15 protein-coding genes are annotated in these 16777 nt (G+C 42.0%); 9 read left to right on the forward strand and 6 right to left on the reverse strand.

Translation table 11 applies throughout. The annotated features are described in order from the left end of the window. Window positions 1–192 precede the first annotated feature (192 nt). From V7L20_RS24415 to V7L20_RS24425, 3 genes are all read right to left on the reverse strand, one after another. Window positions 193–441, reverse strand: coding sequence for a hypothetical protein (locus tag V7L20_RS24415; RefSeq protein WP_334746543.1), 249 nt, complete (start codon window positions 439–441; stop codon window positions 193–195). Window positions 442–536: 95 nt separating this feature from the next. Continuing rightward, entirely contained in the window at window positions 537–3623 is a 3087-nt protein-coding gene (locus V7L20_RS24420) for a hybrid sensor histidine kinase/response regulator (protein WP_334746544.1), read from the reverse strand. A 141-nt stretch (window positions 3624–3764) separates the two neighbouring features. Then, window positions 3765–4802 (reverse strand): response regulator, encoded by a 1038-nt coding sequence (locus V7L20_RS24425; RefSeq protein WP_334746545.1) that lies wholly within the window; start codon window positions 4800–4802, stop codon window positions 3765–3767. A 632-nt stretch (window positions 4803–5434) separates the two neighbouring features. Between V7L20_RS24425 and V7L20_RS24430 the strand changes: the two genes are divergently transcribed. Both V7L20_RS24430 and purT read left to right on the forward strand, forming a co-directional pair. Further along, a complete protein-coding gene (locus tag V7L20_RS24430) occupies window positions 5435–5917 on the forward strand; it encodes a pentapeptide repeat-containing protein (protein ID WP_334746546.1) in 483 nt (160 codons plus the stop codon). A gap of 65 nt (window positions 5918–5982) precedes the next feature. Continuing rightward, window positions 5983–7146 carry a formate-dependent phosphoribosylglycinamide formyltransferase gene (purT, locus tag V7L20_RS24435; RefSeq protein ID WP_334746547.1) on the forward strand — a complete coding sequence of 388 codons (1164 nt, stop codon included), beginning with the start codon at window positions 5983–5985 and terminating at the stop codon, window positions 7144–7146. 217 nt (window positions 7147–7363) lie between these two features. On the opposite strand, the gene V7L20_RS24440 is transcribed toward purT, so the two are convergent. Next, window positions 7364–8701 (reverse strand): serine hydrolase, encoded by a 1338-nt coding sequence (locus V7L20_RS24440; RefSeq protein WP_334746548.1) that lies wholly within the window; start codon window positions 8699–8701, stop codon window positions 7364–7366. 160 nt (window positions 8702–8861) lie between these two features. After that, window positions 8862–10364, reverse strand: coding sequence for a carotenoid isomerase (crtH, locus tag V7L20_RS24445; protein WP_334746549.1), 1503 nt, complete (start codon window positions 10362–10364; stop codon window positions 8862–8864). Between the two features lie 50 nt (window positions 10365–10414). On the opposite strand from crtH, the gene V7L20_RS24450 reads away from it, so the two are divergent. The 5 genes from V7L20_RS24450 to V7L20_RS24470 all read left to right on the forward strand — a co-directional run bounded on the left by V7L20_RS24450 (window position 10415) and on the right by V7L20_RS24470 (window position 13481). Then, window positions 10415–10606 (forward strand): hypothetical protein, encoded by a 192-nt coding sequence (locus tag V7L20_RS24450; protein ID WP_334746550.1) that lies wholly within the window; start codon window positions 10415–10417, stop codon window positions 10604–10606. A gap of 196 nt (window positions 10607–10802) precedes the next feature. Next, window positions 10803–11453: a uracil phosphoribosyltransferase gene (upp, locus tag V7L20_RS24455; protein WP_334746551.1), complete on the forward strand. Its 651-nt coding sequence runs from the start codon at window positions 10803–10805 to the stop codon at window positions 11451–11453. 72 nt (window positions 11454–11525) lie between these two features. Further along, window positions 11526–11879 carry a hypothetical protein gene (locus V7L20_RS24460; protein WP_334746660.1) on the forward strand — a complete coding sequence of 118 codons (354 nt, stop codon included), beginning with the start codon at window positions 11526–11528 and terminating at the stop codon, window positions 11877–11879. A 127-nt stretch (window positions 11880–12006) separates the two neighbouring features. After that, a complete protein-coding gene (locus V7L20_RS24465; protein WP_334746552.1) occupies window positions 12007–12264 on the forward strand; it encodes a YggT family protein in 258 nt (85 codons plus the stop codon). Between the two features lie 626 nt (window positions 12265–12890). After that, entirely contained in the window at window positions 12891–13481 is a 591-nt protein-coding gene (locus V7L20_RS24470; RefSeq protein ID WP_334746553.1) for an acyltransferase, read from the forward strand. A gap of 328 nt (window positions 13482–13809) precedes the next feature. Here the strand turns inward: V7L20_RS24470 and V7L20_RS24475 are convergent, their stop codons facing one another. Further along, complete coding sequence (locus V7L20_RS24475) at window positions 13810–15180, reverse strand: cytochrome P450 (RefSeq protein WP_334746554.1); 1371 nt, start codon at window positions 15178–15180, stop codon at window positions 13810–13812. Window positions 15181–15490: 310 nt separating this feature from the next. Here V7L20_RS24475 and V7L20_RS24480 point away from each other — a divergent pair, with 310 nt between their 5' ends. Next, window positions 15491–16123: a ParA family protein gene (locus V7L20_RS24480; RefSeq protein ID WP_334746555.1), complete on the forward strand. Its 633-nt coding sequence runs from the start codon at window positions 15491–15493 to the stop codon at window positions 16121–16123. Next, entirely contained in the window at window positions 16111–16749 is a 639-nt protein-coding gene (locus tag V7L20_RS24485; protein WP_334746556.1) for a hypothetical protein, read from the forward strand. Before V7L20_RS24480 ends, V7L20_RS24485 begins: the two co-directional genes overlap by 13 nt. Window positions 16750–16777 lie beyond the last annotated feature (28 nt).

The raw sequence follows: 16777 nt of genomic DNA on the forward strand, positions 1-16777 counted from the left end.
CTCTAAAGCAAATCTAGAAGCCATACAGCTTGTAGAATGGTTGTTTCATAGCTCAGTTTCTAAATGTACCCAGCGATCGCTAACGATTGTGCAAAGGTTTTGAGACTCTATATTTTATAGCCTTGCACTTGTTTGGTGGAAAAAGGCTTCAAACCCTTATTTAAACTAGATTACACTTTTCTTCAGCAAGCCCTACTTATGTTTCGCGCAGGCTGTAGCAACTTCCGCTTTGGCTGCAAGAGCTTTTGCTTTCACGTTTGCGTGTTTCGCGCAGGCTGTAGCAACTTCCGCTTTGGCTGCAAGAGCTTTTGCTTTCACGTTTGCGTGTTTCGCGCAAGCTGTAGCAACTTCCGCTTTGACTGCAAGAGCTTTTGCTTTCACGTTTGCGTGTTTCGCGCAAGCTGTAGCAGCTTTTGCTTTCACTTTAAAGCTTACTGCCATCTGTGTATAAAGCAGCGGCAAGCCGTTCTCTCACGCTGGGCGAACGAAATCCTAAAACAATGCTGAAAATCCATTGTCTTTGGCGATATTGCCTGTCAAACTAATGGCAGCTTAACAGTAAAGGTTGCACCTCGTCCAACTCCCTCACTCGCTGCCTCAATTGTACCGTCGTGCAGTTCTACGAGTTGACGAGCGATCGCTAGCCCCAATCCCAGTCCTCCTGGTGAGTAACGGCTGGGAACTTCCTCTTGAGTAAAGCGATCAAAGACATGGGGGAGAAAATCGGCACTAATACCGATACCATTGTCCCAGACTTGGATAGTAGCCCAAGAGTCAACAGCATCAAGCCGAACTTCAATACTTCCCCCTTTGGGTGTAAATTTAATGGCGTTATGCAGCAACTTTGAAAAAATTTGCTGCAAACGGATTAAATTCCCGCAAACGCAAATATCTTTTTGTAGAGAGGCGACGCCAGACGCTACAACAGAGGGAACCTCCCGAAGTTGCTCCTCTTGGGCAAAGCCCAAGACCGCACTTGTTTCCGTAACGCGCTGGTTGATTAATTGCGTCTCTAGAATTTGAATTTTTTTAGCCTGAGCATCGCTTAACATTGTCTGAATCACTTCTTTAAGAGTAGAAGTGATATTAACTGGTTGGCGATCCAGGTGGACTTTACCTGAGAGAATAGTTGAAATATCCAGCAGATCCTCAATTAGCATTGCCTGGTTGTTAGCGTTGCGCTCAATGGTATCTAAAGCACGTAAAACAGTAGACGGATTTAGCTGATTTGAACGTAGTAAGCGAGTCCAGCCGAGGATAGCTACTAAGGGAGCGTGAAGTTCGTGAGTAACGGTTGCTAAAAACTCATCCTTGAGGCGATTTGAGGATAATTCCTGACGCAGACGCGCCATTTGTAAATGAGAATCTACGCGAGCGATTAATTCTTGGGCAGAAAAAGGCTTGATTAAGTAGTCGTCTGCTCCTGCTCGCAAACCCTCAATTGCTGCTTCTTCCCCTGCACGAACCGAAAGCAGCATGATGGGTAGACCTTTTGTTTTTGGATCGGCACGCAATGCTCTTAGCAATTGAAAACCGTCCATTTCTGGCATCATCACATCGGTGAGTATTAAATCTGGGGGTTGCAATGAGATAGCAGTTAGTGCATCTACTCCATTCTTCACAGCTTCTACCTGCCATCGTTCCTGTAGTAGACGTTTTTTTAAATAATCGCGCATATCCGCATTATCATCTACTAACAAAATACGCCCAGATGAGAACTCGTAGGAACTTATTGGGGCCGCCACGAAGTGGCGGCCCCAATGCCACAAATTTTCTTGTTTTTGCCATTGCTGTGCTTCCTGGACGTAAGGAGCAGCAAGTGATGTTGATGGCAATGTAGCTTTGTTACTAATTTGCTCAGATGGCAAGTGTGATGAGCCTGTGGGCAGGGTTACTGTAAATGTTGTTCCTTTACCCAAGGCACTTTCCATGTTTACAGTACCGCTATGTAAGTGGACGAGTTCTTGCACCAAAGCTAAACCAATACCCGATCCTTCATAACTCCTTGCCTGTACGTTTCGTATACGGTGAAAGCGCTCAAAAATTCGGGGTAACTCTTCGAGAGCAATGCCTGTGCCTGTATCTCGGATTTTTAGCTCTACTTTGTCACCAATTGGGTGTAATGAAACAACAATTTCACCAACAAAGGTAAACTTGAACGCATTGGAGATTAAGTTAAGAACAATTTTCTCCCACATTTCGCGATCTACATACACCAAAGAGGTCAGGGGCGGACAATCCACGATTAATTGCAACCCTGCTGTTGCAATAGCCGAACGGAATACTGAGGCTAACTCGGCTGTGAATTGGGCTAAATCAGTTGATTCATAAACGGCTTGTATCCTGCCTGCTTCAATTCGGGAGAAGTCAAGCAAGGTATTGACCAGTTTGTACAGCCTCATTGCGTTTCGCTGAACAATATTAAGTAGTTTGCGCTGTTCGTCGGGCAGGAGTGAATCTTGTGTTTCGGCGATGAGTTGCTCAAGTGGATTAAGTATCAACGTTAGGGGCGTGCGAAATTCATGGCTGACATTGCTGAAGAAGGCTGTCTTAGCGCGATCAAGTTCTGCCAATGCCTCGGCTCGCAGGCGTTCTTCTTCGTAAGCACGAACATTCGTCATGGCGGTTGTCAGCTGTCCGGCAACTAATTCAAAGAATCGCCGATAGTCAGAGTCAAGCGAAAGGTGAGGGCTGATACCTGCAATCAGCAAGCCAGTAAGACGAGCTTGCGCTGGTTGGATCAAGGGCAGAGCCAGAGCAGAAAGGGGTTTTGTCTTGGGCAGTTCTGTGTTGAGAGGGGCGCTGTTGCAATCCTTGTGACTTGCAATCTCCACCAGCTCAACTAATCTAGTATGAATTGCTTGTGCAAACGGAAATTTCAGTTCTTCTAATGCGCTTATATCAATGACGGGGGGAAGATCATACCAGTCTTTGTCCCATCCGGTCGTTCCCCAAAGCTGAAAACGCTTTTCATCATCAGCAAGTAGATAAAGTACCACAAAAGGAATGTCAGCCGCATTGTGCGAAAGCGTTGCGATCGCAATTTGGCAACACTCCTCCAACGTCTTTGCTGCTCCAAGCTTTGTTCCTAACTCGCTGAGCGTTCGTAGCCGTCTTGAGCTAATCACTTGTGCAGTTGTTTCCATTATCGGATGGAAAACGCCCGCAACCTTACCGCTTTCATCGCGAATGGGACTAAATGAAAAGGTCAAGTAAACTTCTTCAAGGTAGCCATTGCGATTGATAAACATTTGCAGATTTTCAAGATAGGCAGGTTGTCCCGTCTGGAAAACACCTTCAAAGAGCGGATCGAGAATGTGCCAAATTTCTGACCAATTCTCCTGTCCCGGACTACCCAATGTTTGAGGATGTTTGGCACCACAAATCGGGCGATAGGCATCATTGTAAAGTTGGATTATCTCTTGTCCCCACATCAGGCAAAGGGGGAAAGTAGAAGATAAGCAGATACTCACGGCTGTTCGCAAACTTTGCGACCAAGACTCGACCGGACCCAACGGCGTTTGTGACCAGTCCTTGCGTCGCATCAACTCGCCCATCTCGCCACCGCCTGCAAATACATCCATTGCCAGAGCATCTTTCTTGCGTTCGGTTAAGCTGTCCATGTTTCCTGGAGAAAAGATATCTACTTAAGTTTGAAATCTTTCAGCTAAGAAAATTCTAACTTTTACTGAATTGATATCAGATTTCAGCTTTGTAAAAAACTAAAATTCCTTTTTCCCCTGCGATAAGATTGATCCCCTTGCTCACTTTTCACTTCGTCCTGCAAGCTGTGCCACCATTGCTACTAACTCCGTTGGTTCAGCCAGTTTATGCAAGTGCGACTGGAAACCTGCTCTCATTGCCTTTGCGCGGTCTTCTGCAAGATAAGCAGTCAAGGCAGCAGTGGGAATTTGCCATCCTTTCTCTATTTCTAGTGCCTTTATTTTGCGAATCAAAGTATAGCCATCTTCTTCGGGCATTCTAAGATCGCTAATTATGACATCGGGACGCGATCGCTCTAATTCAGAGAGCGCCTCTGTTACTGAGGCAACTGTTGTCACTATCACCCCATATTGCTTTAGCACTGCTGTAATCAACTCGCGGGTATCAGCTTCGTCATCTACAAAGAGTACGCGTAAGCCATCAAGTCTATAAGGCGTTTTTACAGGTTCACTCAAGACAGGTTGCTGACTTGCTGCTAATTGCGATCGCTGTATATGTTTGTACTTGGTAATATCATATAAGCATATCTGTAGTAAACTCTGTGTTTCAAAAGCTTCTCGGACAGGCTTCACTAAAAGTAAAGCATCAAAAGCTTGAGCGTTCCGCGGACAGATAGATACCTCCCATTCTTGCACAGACTTTACATTTAACGACTGGTTCAGTTTTATATGAAAAAATGGATGCTCTTCCCTAGAGACGAAATTAATTAATAATTTGCCAACTAAGAAACTGGGCAACATATTTAATAATGCAGCAGCATAGTTTATTTCTTTAATTCTTCCTTGGGCATCTATTACCAAATAAGCATTAGGTGCAAATTTAAATAAATTATAATAATGCTTGCGTTCTCTTATTATATTTTCATTTTGTTGTAGCAGTTGTTCCTCAATGATTTCCATTGTTTCCAAACTAGCCTGCATTTCTTCTTTGAGTAGCTCTAAGTTGCTGATAGAAACGTCAAGAGCTTCTAACTCTGCAATCACCTGTTGCTGCATTGGTGTTTCTTTAATGTATTTATACAGTGTCTCTATCTGCTCTTTAATATTTTTAAACTCAAATAGCAACTGATCTCTGTTCATAATTAACTTGTCTCTTTGCAATACCTTAGCCAAAATAAGAGGATGAAGTAGAGTAATTGTTTTCCCAAACGATAATTCAAAAACTACTGTTCAGCCCATACCCGACATCTTATCACTACTACAGTGTCTGTTACCGCAGATAAACGCTACAACGATACGTCAATTGAACCAGATAATCTTGGCAATGTTAGCTCTTAGAGCTAATTTGTAAACTAGAGTAAAGTCTTTGTCTCGTCAGGGTTTCAGGAATTTAAGCCATAAGAGCGTTGATTCTCTAAAAGTTATACATAGCAATGAATTGGGTATTTTTAAGATTTTCTTTAGAAATCAGCTCTTAGGGGATGTTTGAAAAGTCGTATTATCGGTATAAAAAGTTCTATATCCCCCTCAATTAGCGTTGTTAAATTTCCTGTTGACAACGCAGGTGAGGTTAGCAGGCGAATCTGCTACGAAAGCATTATTAGCAGGACGTTAGGTAAGTAGTTATCGATACATGTTATAACCCTGGCTTTTTTGATAAGTCGAGGTTCTTGTTTTTCATCAATGATTTAGGACTGCTATATTATCTATTATTTGCCTAAATTGCCGATTAAATTCTTAATCGACACAAATATAACGACTATCTAAGAATTATGCTAAATCTTTCTACTCAAGACCTACGCCATACAGCCATCCAGTTTTTAGAACAAAGTCCTGCACAACGTCTGCAAATTCTCAAGCAACTAGGCATAGCTCGTTATGATTTTTTAACCAAAATACGACTAAATGAAGCAAATATCATCTGTATGATGCGGTTTTTTAAATATCCAAGTCAGCTAAAGTTTCCTAATCTTATAGGAGCAGATTTATCTGGTTTAATTTTAGATGGCGTAAACTTAATTCGAGGAAATTTATCAGGAGCAAATCTACAAGGTAGCAGTTTAGTCAATGCAGACCTATTATTTGTAAATTTTACGAAAGCTGACTTGAGAAATGCAGATTTACGAGGTGCAACTCTGAACGAAACTATTTGGTTAGATACTCTAGTAGATAAGTGTCAGTTTGGCGTAGCTACTGGTTTAAATCATCTACAATGTCAAGATTTACAATTGCGCAAAGCTATATTTAATTATTGAGAAGTTGGTAATTAAAACACAAAAAATTCTAAGATGATTGAATTGATATTGACCAGGATAAGTTAATGAGTATTAAGTTGCCCCAAAAATTGATGTTGCTGGGTTCAGGAGAACTAGGCAAAGAATTTGCGATCGCTGCTCAACGTCTTGGTAATTATGTGATTGCCGTTGACCGTTACGCCAATGCTCCAGCTATGCAGGTTGCTGATGCTTATGAAGTTATTTCTATGCTCAATGCTGATGATTTAGAAGGTGTAGTGACAAAACATCAGCCAGATATTATTATACCAGAAATTGAAGCAATTAGAACAGAAAAACTTCTGGAATTTGAGCAGCGAGGGATTACAGTTATACCAACTGCGGCTGCCACTAACTATACAATGAACCGCGATAGAATTCGGGAACTGGCACATCAACAATTAGGCATCAGAACGGCTAAATATGGTTATGCAACAACTTTAGAAGAATTGATTGCAGTTTCTGATGAAATCGGGTTTGCTAATGTTGTTAAACCTGTAATGTCATCCTCTGGAAAAGGTCAGTCTGTAGTGCGGGATGAGAATGAGGTTAAAAAAGCTTGGAATTATGCGATCGCTAATTCTAGAGGAGACAGTCAAAAGGTCATCGTAGAAGAATTTATTAACTTTGAAATTGAGATAACTTTATTGACAATTAAACAGTGGAATGCAGCAACTATTTTTTGTTCTCCTATTGGTCATCGGCAAGAAAGAGGCGATTATCAAGAATCGTGGCAACCCGCATTAATTTCTGAAGACAAGATATTAAAAGCTCAAGAAATAGCTATAAAAGTCACTGATGCTTTAGGAGGAGCCGGAATTTTTGGTGTTGAGTTTTTCATTACCAAAGACGAAGTAATTTTTTCTGAACTTTCTCCCAGACCGCACGATACCGGAATGGTGACATTAATCTCCCAAAACATCAATGAATTTGAATTACATCTAAGAGCTATTTTAGACTTGCCAATTCCTCATATAGAACAGCTAGGAGCATCAGCTAGTGCAGTAATTTTAGCTTTAGAAAAATCTGATTCTATTGCTTTTAGTGGTGTGGCCGATGCTTTGTCAGAAAAAGATATAGATATTAGATTATTTGGTAAACCTAATGCTCATCCATATCGGCGAATGGGCGTAGCTTTAGCTAAAGGTGCTAATGTCCAAGAAGCTAGAGAAAAGGCCACTAGAGCTGCAAGTAAAATCAAATTGATCTAATTTTCTCAGAGGTTCGTAGTAAGTATTTTAGTGCTTAAAAAATTAAGAACTAAAGTGCTTACTATAAACTTGCTGAGGAATCAGTGTTAACTTAACAGACTAAGTAAATCGGTACAATAAAACGAAACTGTGTGAAGAAAAGTAAACAAGGCTCAAACTCTTTTTTCTGCTGTTCGCTGCCTTATTCCAAAGATTTTTCTGTTGGCGATCGCATCTCCTATCTTGTAGCAGTGTTAGGCGAATTAAGCGCAGCAACTGGATTGAGCTGATTTAGGTAATCGTAAACAAGGTGGGAAACTTGACGAATAAAGTCTCTCCCCCTGCTATCCTTATACGGACGGGTAACAAAGATAGCGGCCAGATAACGCTTACCATTGGGCATAGTAACAAATCCCGCATCGCCGATGAGAAACCCGATATCTCCAGTTTTGTTAGCTATGACAGCACCTTTGCCCAAACCGGCGGGTAGTAGTGTGTGAATTGTGGTGTGACGCAGAATATCCAAAGCTTGCTCCCGACTTTGTAAAGAAACTAGCTTGTTATTTACAACTAAAGCCAGCACCCGCACCATATCTTGAGAACTTGTGGTGTTGGTTCCCCTTAAGTCAGCCAAAAGATGGCGAATTACTGTGTCTTTCAGTCCCCAACTACGGAAGCGCTGATTTAGTCGCGCCGCTCCACCTAAGCGATCAATAATCATGTTGGTGGCGGTATTATCACTGATGGTAATCATCTTAGTGATGGTTTCTAAAGCTGTGTACTTCTTACCAACTCGCTCATACTGCATAATTCCAGAACCATTGGTTACTAAGTCACGCCGCATGGTGAGCATTTCATTTAAGGTGACTTTACCAGCATCTAAATCTTGGAAAAAGGCGATGAGAATTGGCAGTTTAATCGTACTAGCAGCAGGAAAAACGCGATCGCCTCCAATATCCAGATAATCCCCTGTATCCAAATCCAGGAAAAACATTCCTGTTTTCAGAAAACTGTAGCGATTCATCAAGGCTTTAATTTGAGGTTCCAGCACTTTTATCGGTGAATGCATCAAAACCACGCCAGCAAACAGAGTGCTATTATCACTGACTTTTGGAGAAAGACTCGGAGTTATTTCTAGATATTTCGGCTGGGTTGCAGTCAGTGGTACTGGTTTGGGTAACTGCACAGACCAATGATTAAGTGATTCCTCTTGCAGTTTCACCTGTGTTAAGTCAAAGGTGTAACCTGGTGCTAAAGTAACTATCATGCGGGTAGTCTGTGGGTTAAACTGCCCGATACTAATATCTTTAATTACTAACCCCACTCTTTGACTAGTCTGTGGATATCCTAGTGTGACTCCAGGTAAATCAATTACTAGACGAGTAGGGTTGGTAAGTAGTTGCACTTTAGGTTGAACATTTTCATCTGTGGTAAAGTCCAGATGATTACGATTACTATCAAAATGCCAATTAGCGATCGCAGCAGCTTTGACACTGGAGCCAAATAGGAACAGACTTAAGAAGCTGGGTAATAGCCAACTGGCTTTGAGAAGATTTTCTTTGTGTGTGAGGAGCATCAATAATCGCTATGTGTGTGAGGAAGATTTTTGGAAAACAAAAACCGCTCACCATTAAAGCACAATTATCAAAGAAAATTTTCGCGATCGCGCGGCTGATGCTGTTACATTGGTGAAGAAAATTTATCAACTTGATAATTTACTGTTTGATTGATTTACGCTAAAATCCTAAATCTACGGCAATACGATGGGCACAGGCAAACCCAGAAAAAGCTACTGCATTCAACCCTTGACCTGGAAAGGTACTATCGCCTACACAATAAAGTCCTGGAATAGCTGTGCGATTAAAGGGCATATTCAATAACCCCCACAATTTGCGCCGGGGAATTGGCCCATAAGTACCATCCTGACGACCCAAAAAGCGGTGATGGGTACGGGGTGTCCCCACTTCCAGATAATCCAATCCAGCATCTAATCCGGGAAAAATCTTTTCTAGACGATCAATAATTCGCCAAGCCGCCTCTTCTTTCTTCGCTTCGTACTTACTCAAAGAAAGTTTTTGCCAAGCATCAATCCAGTGAGGTGTAAATACATGAATGATGTGATATCCATTTGGTGCTAAATCTGGATCGAGCAATGTGGGAATCGAAACAAAAACTGTGCCTTCTGCTGCTGTCATCTTTTCCCAATCTTCCAGCAAAATATGGTGACATTCCGTCCCTACAGGTAAAACTGACTCTTTTACCCCAATGTGCAAACTCAAAAAACTTGGAGATTTTTGATAGTTTTGTTGCCACTTCTTCTCATTAAGCGGCATTTTTTCTACTGATAATAATTGTTCAAAAGTATCCCAGCGTGTAGCATTAGAAACTATGCGTTTACCGTGGTATACTTTACCATTAGCCAGTTGTACACCTACCGCTTTTCCCTGTTCTGTGAGAATTTTCGTGACTCTAGCTTGGTACTGAATTTTACCTCCAGCCTTCTCTAGACCTTCTACAAGTTTTTGAGCAATTTGTCCTACTCCGCCTTTAGGATAGTTAACTCCGCCATAATGCCTGTCAGAAAAGACCATCCCAGCATTAATCATTGGTGTCATGTCTGATGGAACCACTGACCAGCAATAACACTCCATATCAATAAATTTTAATAATTGCGGGTCTTTAACGTAACGTCTTGCAAAATCTCCGGCATTTTGGGGCAGATACTTAGCTAAACCGAGACATGCTAAAGGATGTTGGAAAAATACCCGCAATAAATACCGAGGTTCTTCCAACGACAGCAAATCCATGCTGTTGAGACACTTGAATACTTTTTGGCATTCGTCATAAAAGCGACGAATCCCCTGGTCTTCATTGGGAAAATGAGCAGCAAGATTTTGCAAAAATTTTTCATAAACCCGGTCAACCTTCAAGTTTAAACCTTGGGGTAGATGATAGTGAATCTGCACCGGATCTGCGATCGCTTCTTGGCTAACATTCACAGCTGACAAAGCGCGAGTGAGTAAATTAGTAGTGCCGTTCTCTCCCAGCCCAAAAATCATCGATGCACCAACATCGAACCGATAGCCTTGGCGTTCAAAATAACCAGCGCTACCACCTGGAATCAAATAACGTTCTAGTACCAGCACTTTTGCTCCCTTCGCTGCTAACTGGGTCGCTGTTACTAATCCGCCAATACCAGACCCAATCACGATCACATCAATATCTTGCATTTTAGTCATTAGTCATTAGTCATTAGTTATTCTCCTCTATACCCTCTGCCTAATTCCCAATGCCCAATACTTCGACTTACCTCGGCTTTGCCCAACTCTACCAGAGGCTGCGCCCTAAGCGTAGCTATGCCGCAGGCTTTACGGCTACGCTCAGAACAGGCTCGGCACGAGTCGCGGTTCCTGAGCGTAGTCAAAGGGCAGTGCAAGTGCCCAACAAAAAAAAGAGGGACGAGCCTGCTGCTGCTGGCTAATCCCGTCTGCCGATCCTTAAAAGAGAGGAGAACACTGTATAAGAATATAGCCTTAATTAAGAATTAATGTCAACTGTTAATGAAAAATAATATCAATAGAGTTGAGCGTGTTAATTCTCAGCTGTCAGCCGGATGCAGGAAAGAGTATTATGGTGTTTTCAGTTCTTATACAATAAAAAAGCCCTTATTTCTGCCTATGACGCTACAATTGCGCGTTTATGTCCCACCCCATCCTCTGATAAAACACTGGCTGGCAGTTGCCCGTGATGCAGGCACACCTTCAGTATTATTTCGTAGTGCTATGACTGAGTTGGGAAGATGGCTGACTTATGAAGCTGCGCGAGACTGGTTGCCGACCCAAGAAACCACTGTGCAGAGTCCCTTGGATACCTGTTTGGCAACCGTCATTGATCCCCAGATACCAGTAGCAGTAGTGCCGATTCTACGGGCTGGACTAGGATTACTTGAGGGAGCGCAGACTTTACTGCCTTTAGCTTCTATTTACCATCTTGGTTTGGCGCGAGATGAAGAGACACTCCAACCTCATTGTTATCTGAACAAGTTACCAGAAAAATTTGACCCTCAAACACGAGTGTTAATTACCGATCCAATGTTGGCAACAGGAGGGTCGATGATGGCAGCAATGGCAGAATTGACACAACGGGGTGCCGATCCGACTTTGACTCGAATTGTTTGCGTAGTGGCAGCTGCACCAGCTTTGCAAAAACTGAGTGTAGCTTATCCAGGTTTAATAATTTACACAGCGACTATTGACGAAAAACTTAACAACAAGGGGTATATTTTACCGGGATTGGGAGATGCAGGCGATCGCATCTTTGGGACTTAAGCTAGTATGCAGCTAGGGCAGGAAAATAGCATAACTACTGTAAAAGTTGCAAGGTTTCTTGAAGGCGGTAATATGAGTCAACGAGATGGTTTTGGCAGTGGTTTTATAGCAGGAGCATTTGTCGGTGGCGTATTTGGCGGTGTTATCGGGGCACTAATTGCTTCTCGACGTAATCCAGAATTGCTAGCAGAGGAGGAGACAGAACTGACGGATAGCCAAGCTGAAGCGAAGAAAATAGCAGCAAAGCGGCGTCAGATGAAAGCCTCAGAAAGCGAGAGCATCGGCATAGAAACGGCTAGGCGATCGCTAGAAGATAAAATTGCCCAGCTAAATGCCACAATTGATGATGTGCGGAAGCAATTGGGAAATGTTAACGGCGGTTCACCTCAAGCAACTAATGACCGCTCCCTTACTAAAGACTCTTGAAGTTTGCTTAAACGTGGTGAAAATGTCAAGTGTGGTAAGTGCTAAATCCGCAAACATCATGACATGGACTAAATTAAAATTAAAAGATAAGACCGCATTTGACACTTAGTAGGAAAGACACCTATCCATGAGTTTACTGATTACGACACTAGTTACCTTTGTTACCTTTTATAGCTATTTGCTAATTATCCGGGTTTTGTTGACTTGGTTCCCGACAATCAATTGGTATAATCAGCCATTTGCTGCTTTAGCCCAGATAACCGACCCTTATCTGAATTTATTCCGCTCAATTATTCCTCCATTGGGCGGTATGGATTTTTCTCCGATCTTAGCTTTCTTAGTACTCAACTTAGCTGGTGGCTTTCTGAGAGCCATTCCTTATTAACTAGCCTGTCATCTATTTGTACAGGGATTTTAATTAGTACTCCAATAAAAAATTTTGTAGAGATGCAAATTTTACAAGCGTCTCTACAATTTTTATAGTTAGGAACTCCATTATTTATACTACCGTGTAATCGAAAATATTTTCGGAAACTGGGTTACCACCTCGATCCATAAACTTATAATTCCACTCAATTATCGCTATTGCCATTTCTTAGATTAGCAACAATAAACTTTTTTGAAAGTTGCAAAGTGCGGCTTCAGCGCGTTTGCGACCGCAGCAAATTTGAATAAATACAACGACTGATCTGTTTTGGAATCTTTGTTACAAAAACACTGTAATCAACCGGAATCTGTTTTACTGATTATAGTACAAACCAGTTGCCATCAAAAGCGGTCTCTCATTAATTTTTTATGAGATTTTTCATGGCTCAGTCTGATAATTCTCAACTTTGTGCATCTATAATTCCAAAATCTTAGACTCTCAGTCTACTAGTAAAGAAACGATATTCACACGGGAGAAAATACTCTAATCAGGAAAACCTAACAAATGCGGAGGATGCTAAAGTACCGCGTCCTTTTTCTTCCCCGGTTAAAAGCCAGAGGGTTCCTAAAGTACCGTGAGGTTTTATGAAACAGCTCAAAGATAAAATTACAAATAAGTTAGAGCGACTATTTGAACAACGGTTAGTGCCTCGTTTGGTACAGTGGGGAGAATACCTAGAAACTAAAATCAGGCGCTACAAACATCAAGAGCTAAAGAGCCAACTAAAATTTTGCGGTTTAGGTCTAAGATTTAAGCGAGATATTAGAATTGACCATCCGCAAAATGTATCTCTGGGGAATAAAGTCTACATCGGCCCCGATGTCTTATTAGATGGACGTGGTGGAATCACAATTGGCGACAACACTACACTTGGATTTAACGTTGTTATTCTTTCAGCAAACCACGACTATCAAAGTAATGATTTGCCATATCAACATAATGTCTATATTCATAAACCTGTTGTTATCGGTCGCAATGTTTGGATTGGCGGAAATGTCCTAATTATTCCAGGAGTTTCCATTGGAGATGGGGCAATTGTAGCGGCTGGTACGGTTGTAACTGCTAATGTTGAACCTTTAGCAATTGTTGGAAATCAACCTATGAGAACAATTAAATACCGCGACAAAAAACATTATGAACAACTTGCAAACAAGCAATATCAAGATAATTCGTAATTAGTAATTCGTAATTATTAGACGATAGTACGGTGGGGATAAAAATGCCCACCCTATTTGGTTAAATGAGCGCTGGTGTATTTGTATGCTTATACTCTTTCTTTGTGAAGCTGCGCTAAATCTCTTAATTGATTATTTCTTGGCGTACTTGGCGCTCTTGGTGAACCAGCGCTGTAGGCGGGTTTCCCACCGTAAGCGACTGGTGTTAGCGCAGCGTAAAGCCTACGGCATAGCTTCTCTACGAGACGCTACGCGAACGCTTAGAGCGACGAAGGAGCGTCACCCGAAGGGCGGTTCATTCTTTATTTCTTGCACTATAGGCGCATCTTCATCCAGAATTGGTATTACTTTGAGGTGTTGCAACCATACGCATTCCGGCCGGTGTGGCTATAGTTAACCCACGGCGCACAGGACGCACAGGACGTTTGTTCACTAGCGATACTTGAAATTCTGACAAAATAGTTGCCAAGACAATTTTCATTTCATACTGAGCAAATGCCATGCCAATACAGCGACGATTACCGCCACCAAAGGGTAAATATTCATAAGGTGAATATTGTCTTTCAAAAAATCGTTCTGGTTTGAACTGCTTGGATTGTGGGTAAACTTCTTCCCGATGATGCGCTAAATAAATGCTGGGGACTATTGCCGTTCCCTCTGGCAGTTCGTAGCCCATAATTTTAATGGGGGTCTTCACAATCCGCACGAAAGCAGTCATAGCAATTGGGTAAATTCGCAATGTTTCTTGGCACACTGCTGTCAAATAGGGCAATTTAGCTACACTACTCAAATCGGAGTTAACTCCAATGGTGTTGAGTTCCTGTAGCAACTTTCTACGCACCTCCGGTAAATAGTCAATCCAGTAAAAAGCCCATGTCAATGCAGAAGCGGTAGTTTCATGTCCGGCAACTAGCAGTGTCATCAATTCATCGTGTAATTCTTCATCTGACATGCCTTGACCATTGTCATAACGGGCCGCCATCATCAAACTCAGGATATCTTGGCGATTTTGATCAGGTTCAGCTCGACGTTCTCGAAGCAAAGCATAAATAAGTTGATCAATTTTTTGCCGTTGTTGCAGAATCCGGCCCCAAGGACTCCACACACCGAAATCTTTTTGGATAAACCTGAAAAAGAAGGCGCTAGACATTAGGGACGAACTGATGAAGTTTAGTAAGTCACTTAGCGATCGCCTCAATGACTCAAAAAGCTCTCCCTCATTTAAACCAAATACAACTCGCAGGATAACACGCAAGGTGATTTCTTGCATCGACTCGCGGATATTAAAAGGCTTGCCAATTTGCCATTGATTACTCACTTGTCGGGTTATTTTTTGGATATCCTGACCATAGGCCCGCATCCTTTCGCCATGAAAAGGAGGAGCTAGTAGTTGTCGTTGGCACTGGTGGCGATCACCATCTGATAACATAAAGGAGCGATCACCAAGTAAAAATTTTAGTCCTATGTTCCCCCTTCCAACCTCAAAATGCCTGGAATCAGCAGTAAAAATCTGTTCAAGCGCTTGGGGTTGACTAAAGTACACAAGATGGTTATCAGAGCGACTACTCCTGATGGTAAAAGTATCACCATAAATTTTGGCAAAATCATCAACATATTTTATAGGCTGACCAATAAACTTGATCATCCGTAGCCAGCGCGGCATTTGAGGCCCATCAGGCAAATTGTAACTTGCTATCATCGGAGTTTGTCAATTGCTGGCTTCAGAATTTTCTTACGAGTTTTCATGTTCTTGAAGGTCACATAAAGCGGTATATTCATCATGGGGGAGTAGAGAATGGGAAGTAAGGAGTAGGGAGTAAAGAGTATAAAAAAAGGATAATAACTAATAACTTATAATCACTAACTCAGTACTCAAAACTTTTTCAAGTCAGTCCATAATCAAAAAATCCCACAACCAAAAATGAAAAAGATTTCTTCCCTACTCCCCACCCCCCACTCCCCTTCGGCTACGCTCACGGCAAGCCCACTCCCTTTTCCTAGCTAAAGCAGTGCCAAAAATCATCGCTATTCTTAATGGTAAAGGAGGAGTCGGTAAAACGACTACCGCAGTCAATCTGGCTGCAAACTTTGCGAAGAAAAAAAAGGTACTGCTGATTGACGCAGATATTCAAGGTTCTGCCAGTTGGTGGTTTGGGCGCAGTCAGCAGGGAATGGGATTTGATTTATCTCAAGAAACAGATCCTACACTTTTAGGTAATTTAGGAAAGATAACAGGTTACGATTTAGTAGTGGTGGATACGCCTCCCGCGCTACGCTCTGAAGCATTAGTGGCGGTAGTTGCGATCGCAGATTATCTAGTTTTGCCTACACCCCCAGCCGCAATGGATTTAGCTATCCTCGTGGAAACAGTTAAGGAAGCCGTCATCCCCGTGGGAACTCCCCATCGGGTACTGCTTACCAAAGTGGATACGCGCAGTATGGGGGAAGCACTAGAAGCAAAAAACACTCTCACTCGATTAGGTATTCCTGCTTGTAATACTTTTATCCGTGCTTATAAGGCTCATGAACGAGCGGCACTTGAGGGTGTAGCGATTAGTCAATGGCGAGGAAGTAATGCACGGGAGGCGGAGTTAGACTACCGTCGTGCAGCTGATGAATTACAGCGTGATTGGAGAAAATAATAATGGTTAAGAAACAAAGTCTCTCTGACTTACTACAAGAAGAGGCGCAAAAAATTACATCCTCTGAAGGCGAATCTGCGAGCGAAATTACAGCAAAAGAAATTGCCGAAGAACAAGCTTTATCTGATGAACAATCCTCAGCACAAACATCTGAGCCAAATTCTACTAAGCGCACAACTCCAACTAAGGCTGAATTAGAAGCAATTGTCAAAGAGTTGACAAGTAATCTAGAAAAAAGCCATAAAAATGAAGCATCTCTTGGGCAGGAAATTGCTGATTTGCAATCAAAATTATCTAAACAACAAACATTAGCATCCGAACATAAATCATTAGTACAACAGGTTACAAAAGAACTTGAAGAAACCAAAAAAACAGCACTGCAACTAGCAGAAGCAAATTCCAAGCTTATAGAAGAAATTAATGCTTTAAAACAAACCGCAGAAGATAATTCTAAACTTACTGTAGCTGTAAAAGCAACTAGTGCTATAAGACCCGTAAAAGAATACTACAATCCAGTTAACTACAAAAAATCACATCGGTCATCAGAAAAACTAGCTCAAAATCAACCACAAAATCAACCAAACGAGTATCCTGAGAGTTCTAATGAGATGTGGTTACTTGACTAGTACAGCTTGGCGCAAATCCAGCTACGAT

The sequence above is a fragment of the Nostoc sp. genome, assembly GCF_036916735.1.
GTDB lineage: Bacteria > Cyanobacteriota > Cyanobacteriia > Cyanobacteriales > Nostocaceae > Nostoc.

Excerpts from the sequence above, each read along its gene's own strand:
- V7L20_RS24415 (WP_334746543.1), bottom strand. The coding sequence starts at position 441 with ATGGCAGTAAGCTTTAAAGTGAAAGCAAAAGCTGCTACAGCTTGCGCG.
- V7L20_RS24450 (WP_334746550.1), top strand. The coding sequence starts at position 10,415 with ATGCCCAATACTTCGACTTACCTCGGCTTTGCCCAACTCTACCAGAGG.
- crtH (WP_334746549.1), bottom strand. The coding sequence starts at position 10,364 with ATGACTAAAATGCAAGATATTGATGTGATCGTGATTGGGTCTGGTATT.
- V7L20_RS24440 (WP_334746548.1), bottom strand. The coding sequence starts at position 8,701 with ATGCTCCTCACACACAAAGAAAATCTTCTCAAAGCCAGTTGGCTATTA.
- V7L20_RS24425 (WP_334746545.1), bottom strand. The coding sequence starts at position 4,802 with ATGAACAGAGATCAGTTGCTATTTGAGTTTAAAAATATTAAAGAGCAG.
- V7L20_RS24470 (WP_334746553.1), top strand. The coding sequence starts at position 12,891 with ATGAAACAGCTCAAAGATAAAATTACAAATAAGTTAGAGCGACTATTT.
- purT (WP_334746547.1), top strand. The coding sequence starts at position 5,983 with ATGAGTATTAAGTTGCCCCAAAAATTGATGTTGCTGGGTTCAGGAGAA.
- upp (WP_334746551.1), top strand. The coding sequence starts at position 10,803 with ATGACGCTACAATTGCGCGTTTATGTCCCACCCCATCCTCTGATAAAA.
- V7L20_RS24475 (WP_334746554.1), bottom strand. The coding sequence starts at position 15,180 with ATGATAGCAAGTTACAATTTGCCTGATGGGCCTCAAATGCCGCGCTGG.
- V7L20_RS24420 (WP_334746544.1), bottom strand. The coding sequence starts at position 3,623 with ATGGACAGCTTAACCGAACGCAAGAAAGATGCTCTGGCAATGGATGTA.
- V7L20_RS24460 (WP_334746660.1), top strand. The coding sequence starts at position 11,526 with ATGAGTCAACGAGATGGTTTTGGCAGTGGTTTTATAGCAGGAGCATTT.
- V7L20_RS24465 (WP_334746552.1), top strand. The coding sequence starts at position 12,007 with ATGAGTTTACTGATTACGACACTAGTTACCTTTGTTACCTTTTATAGC.
- V7L20_RS24430 (WP_334746546.1), top strand. The coding sequence starts at position 5,435 with ATGCTAAATCTTTCTACTCAAGACCTACGCCATACAGCCATCCAGTTT.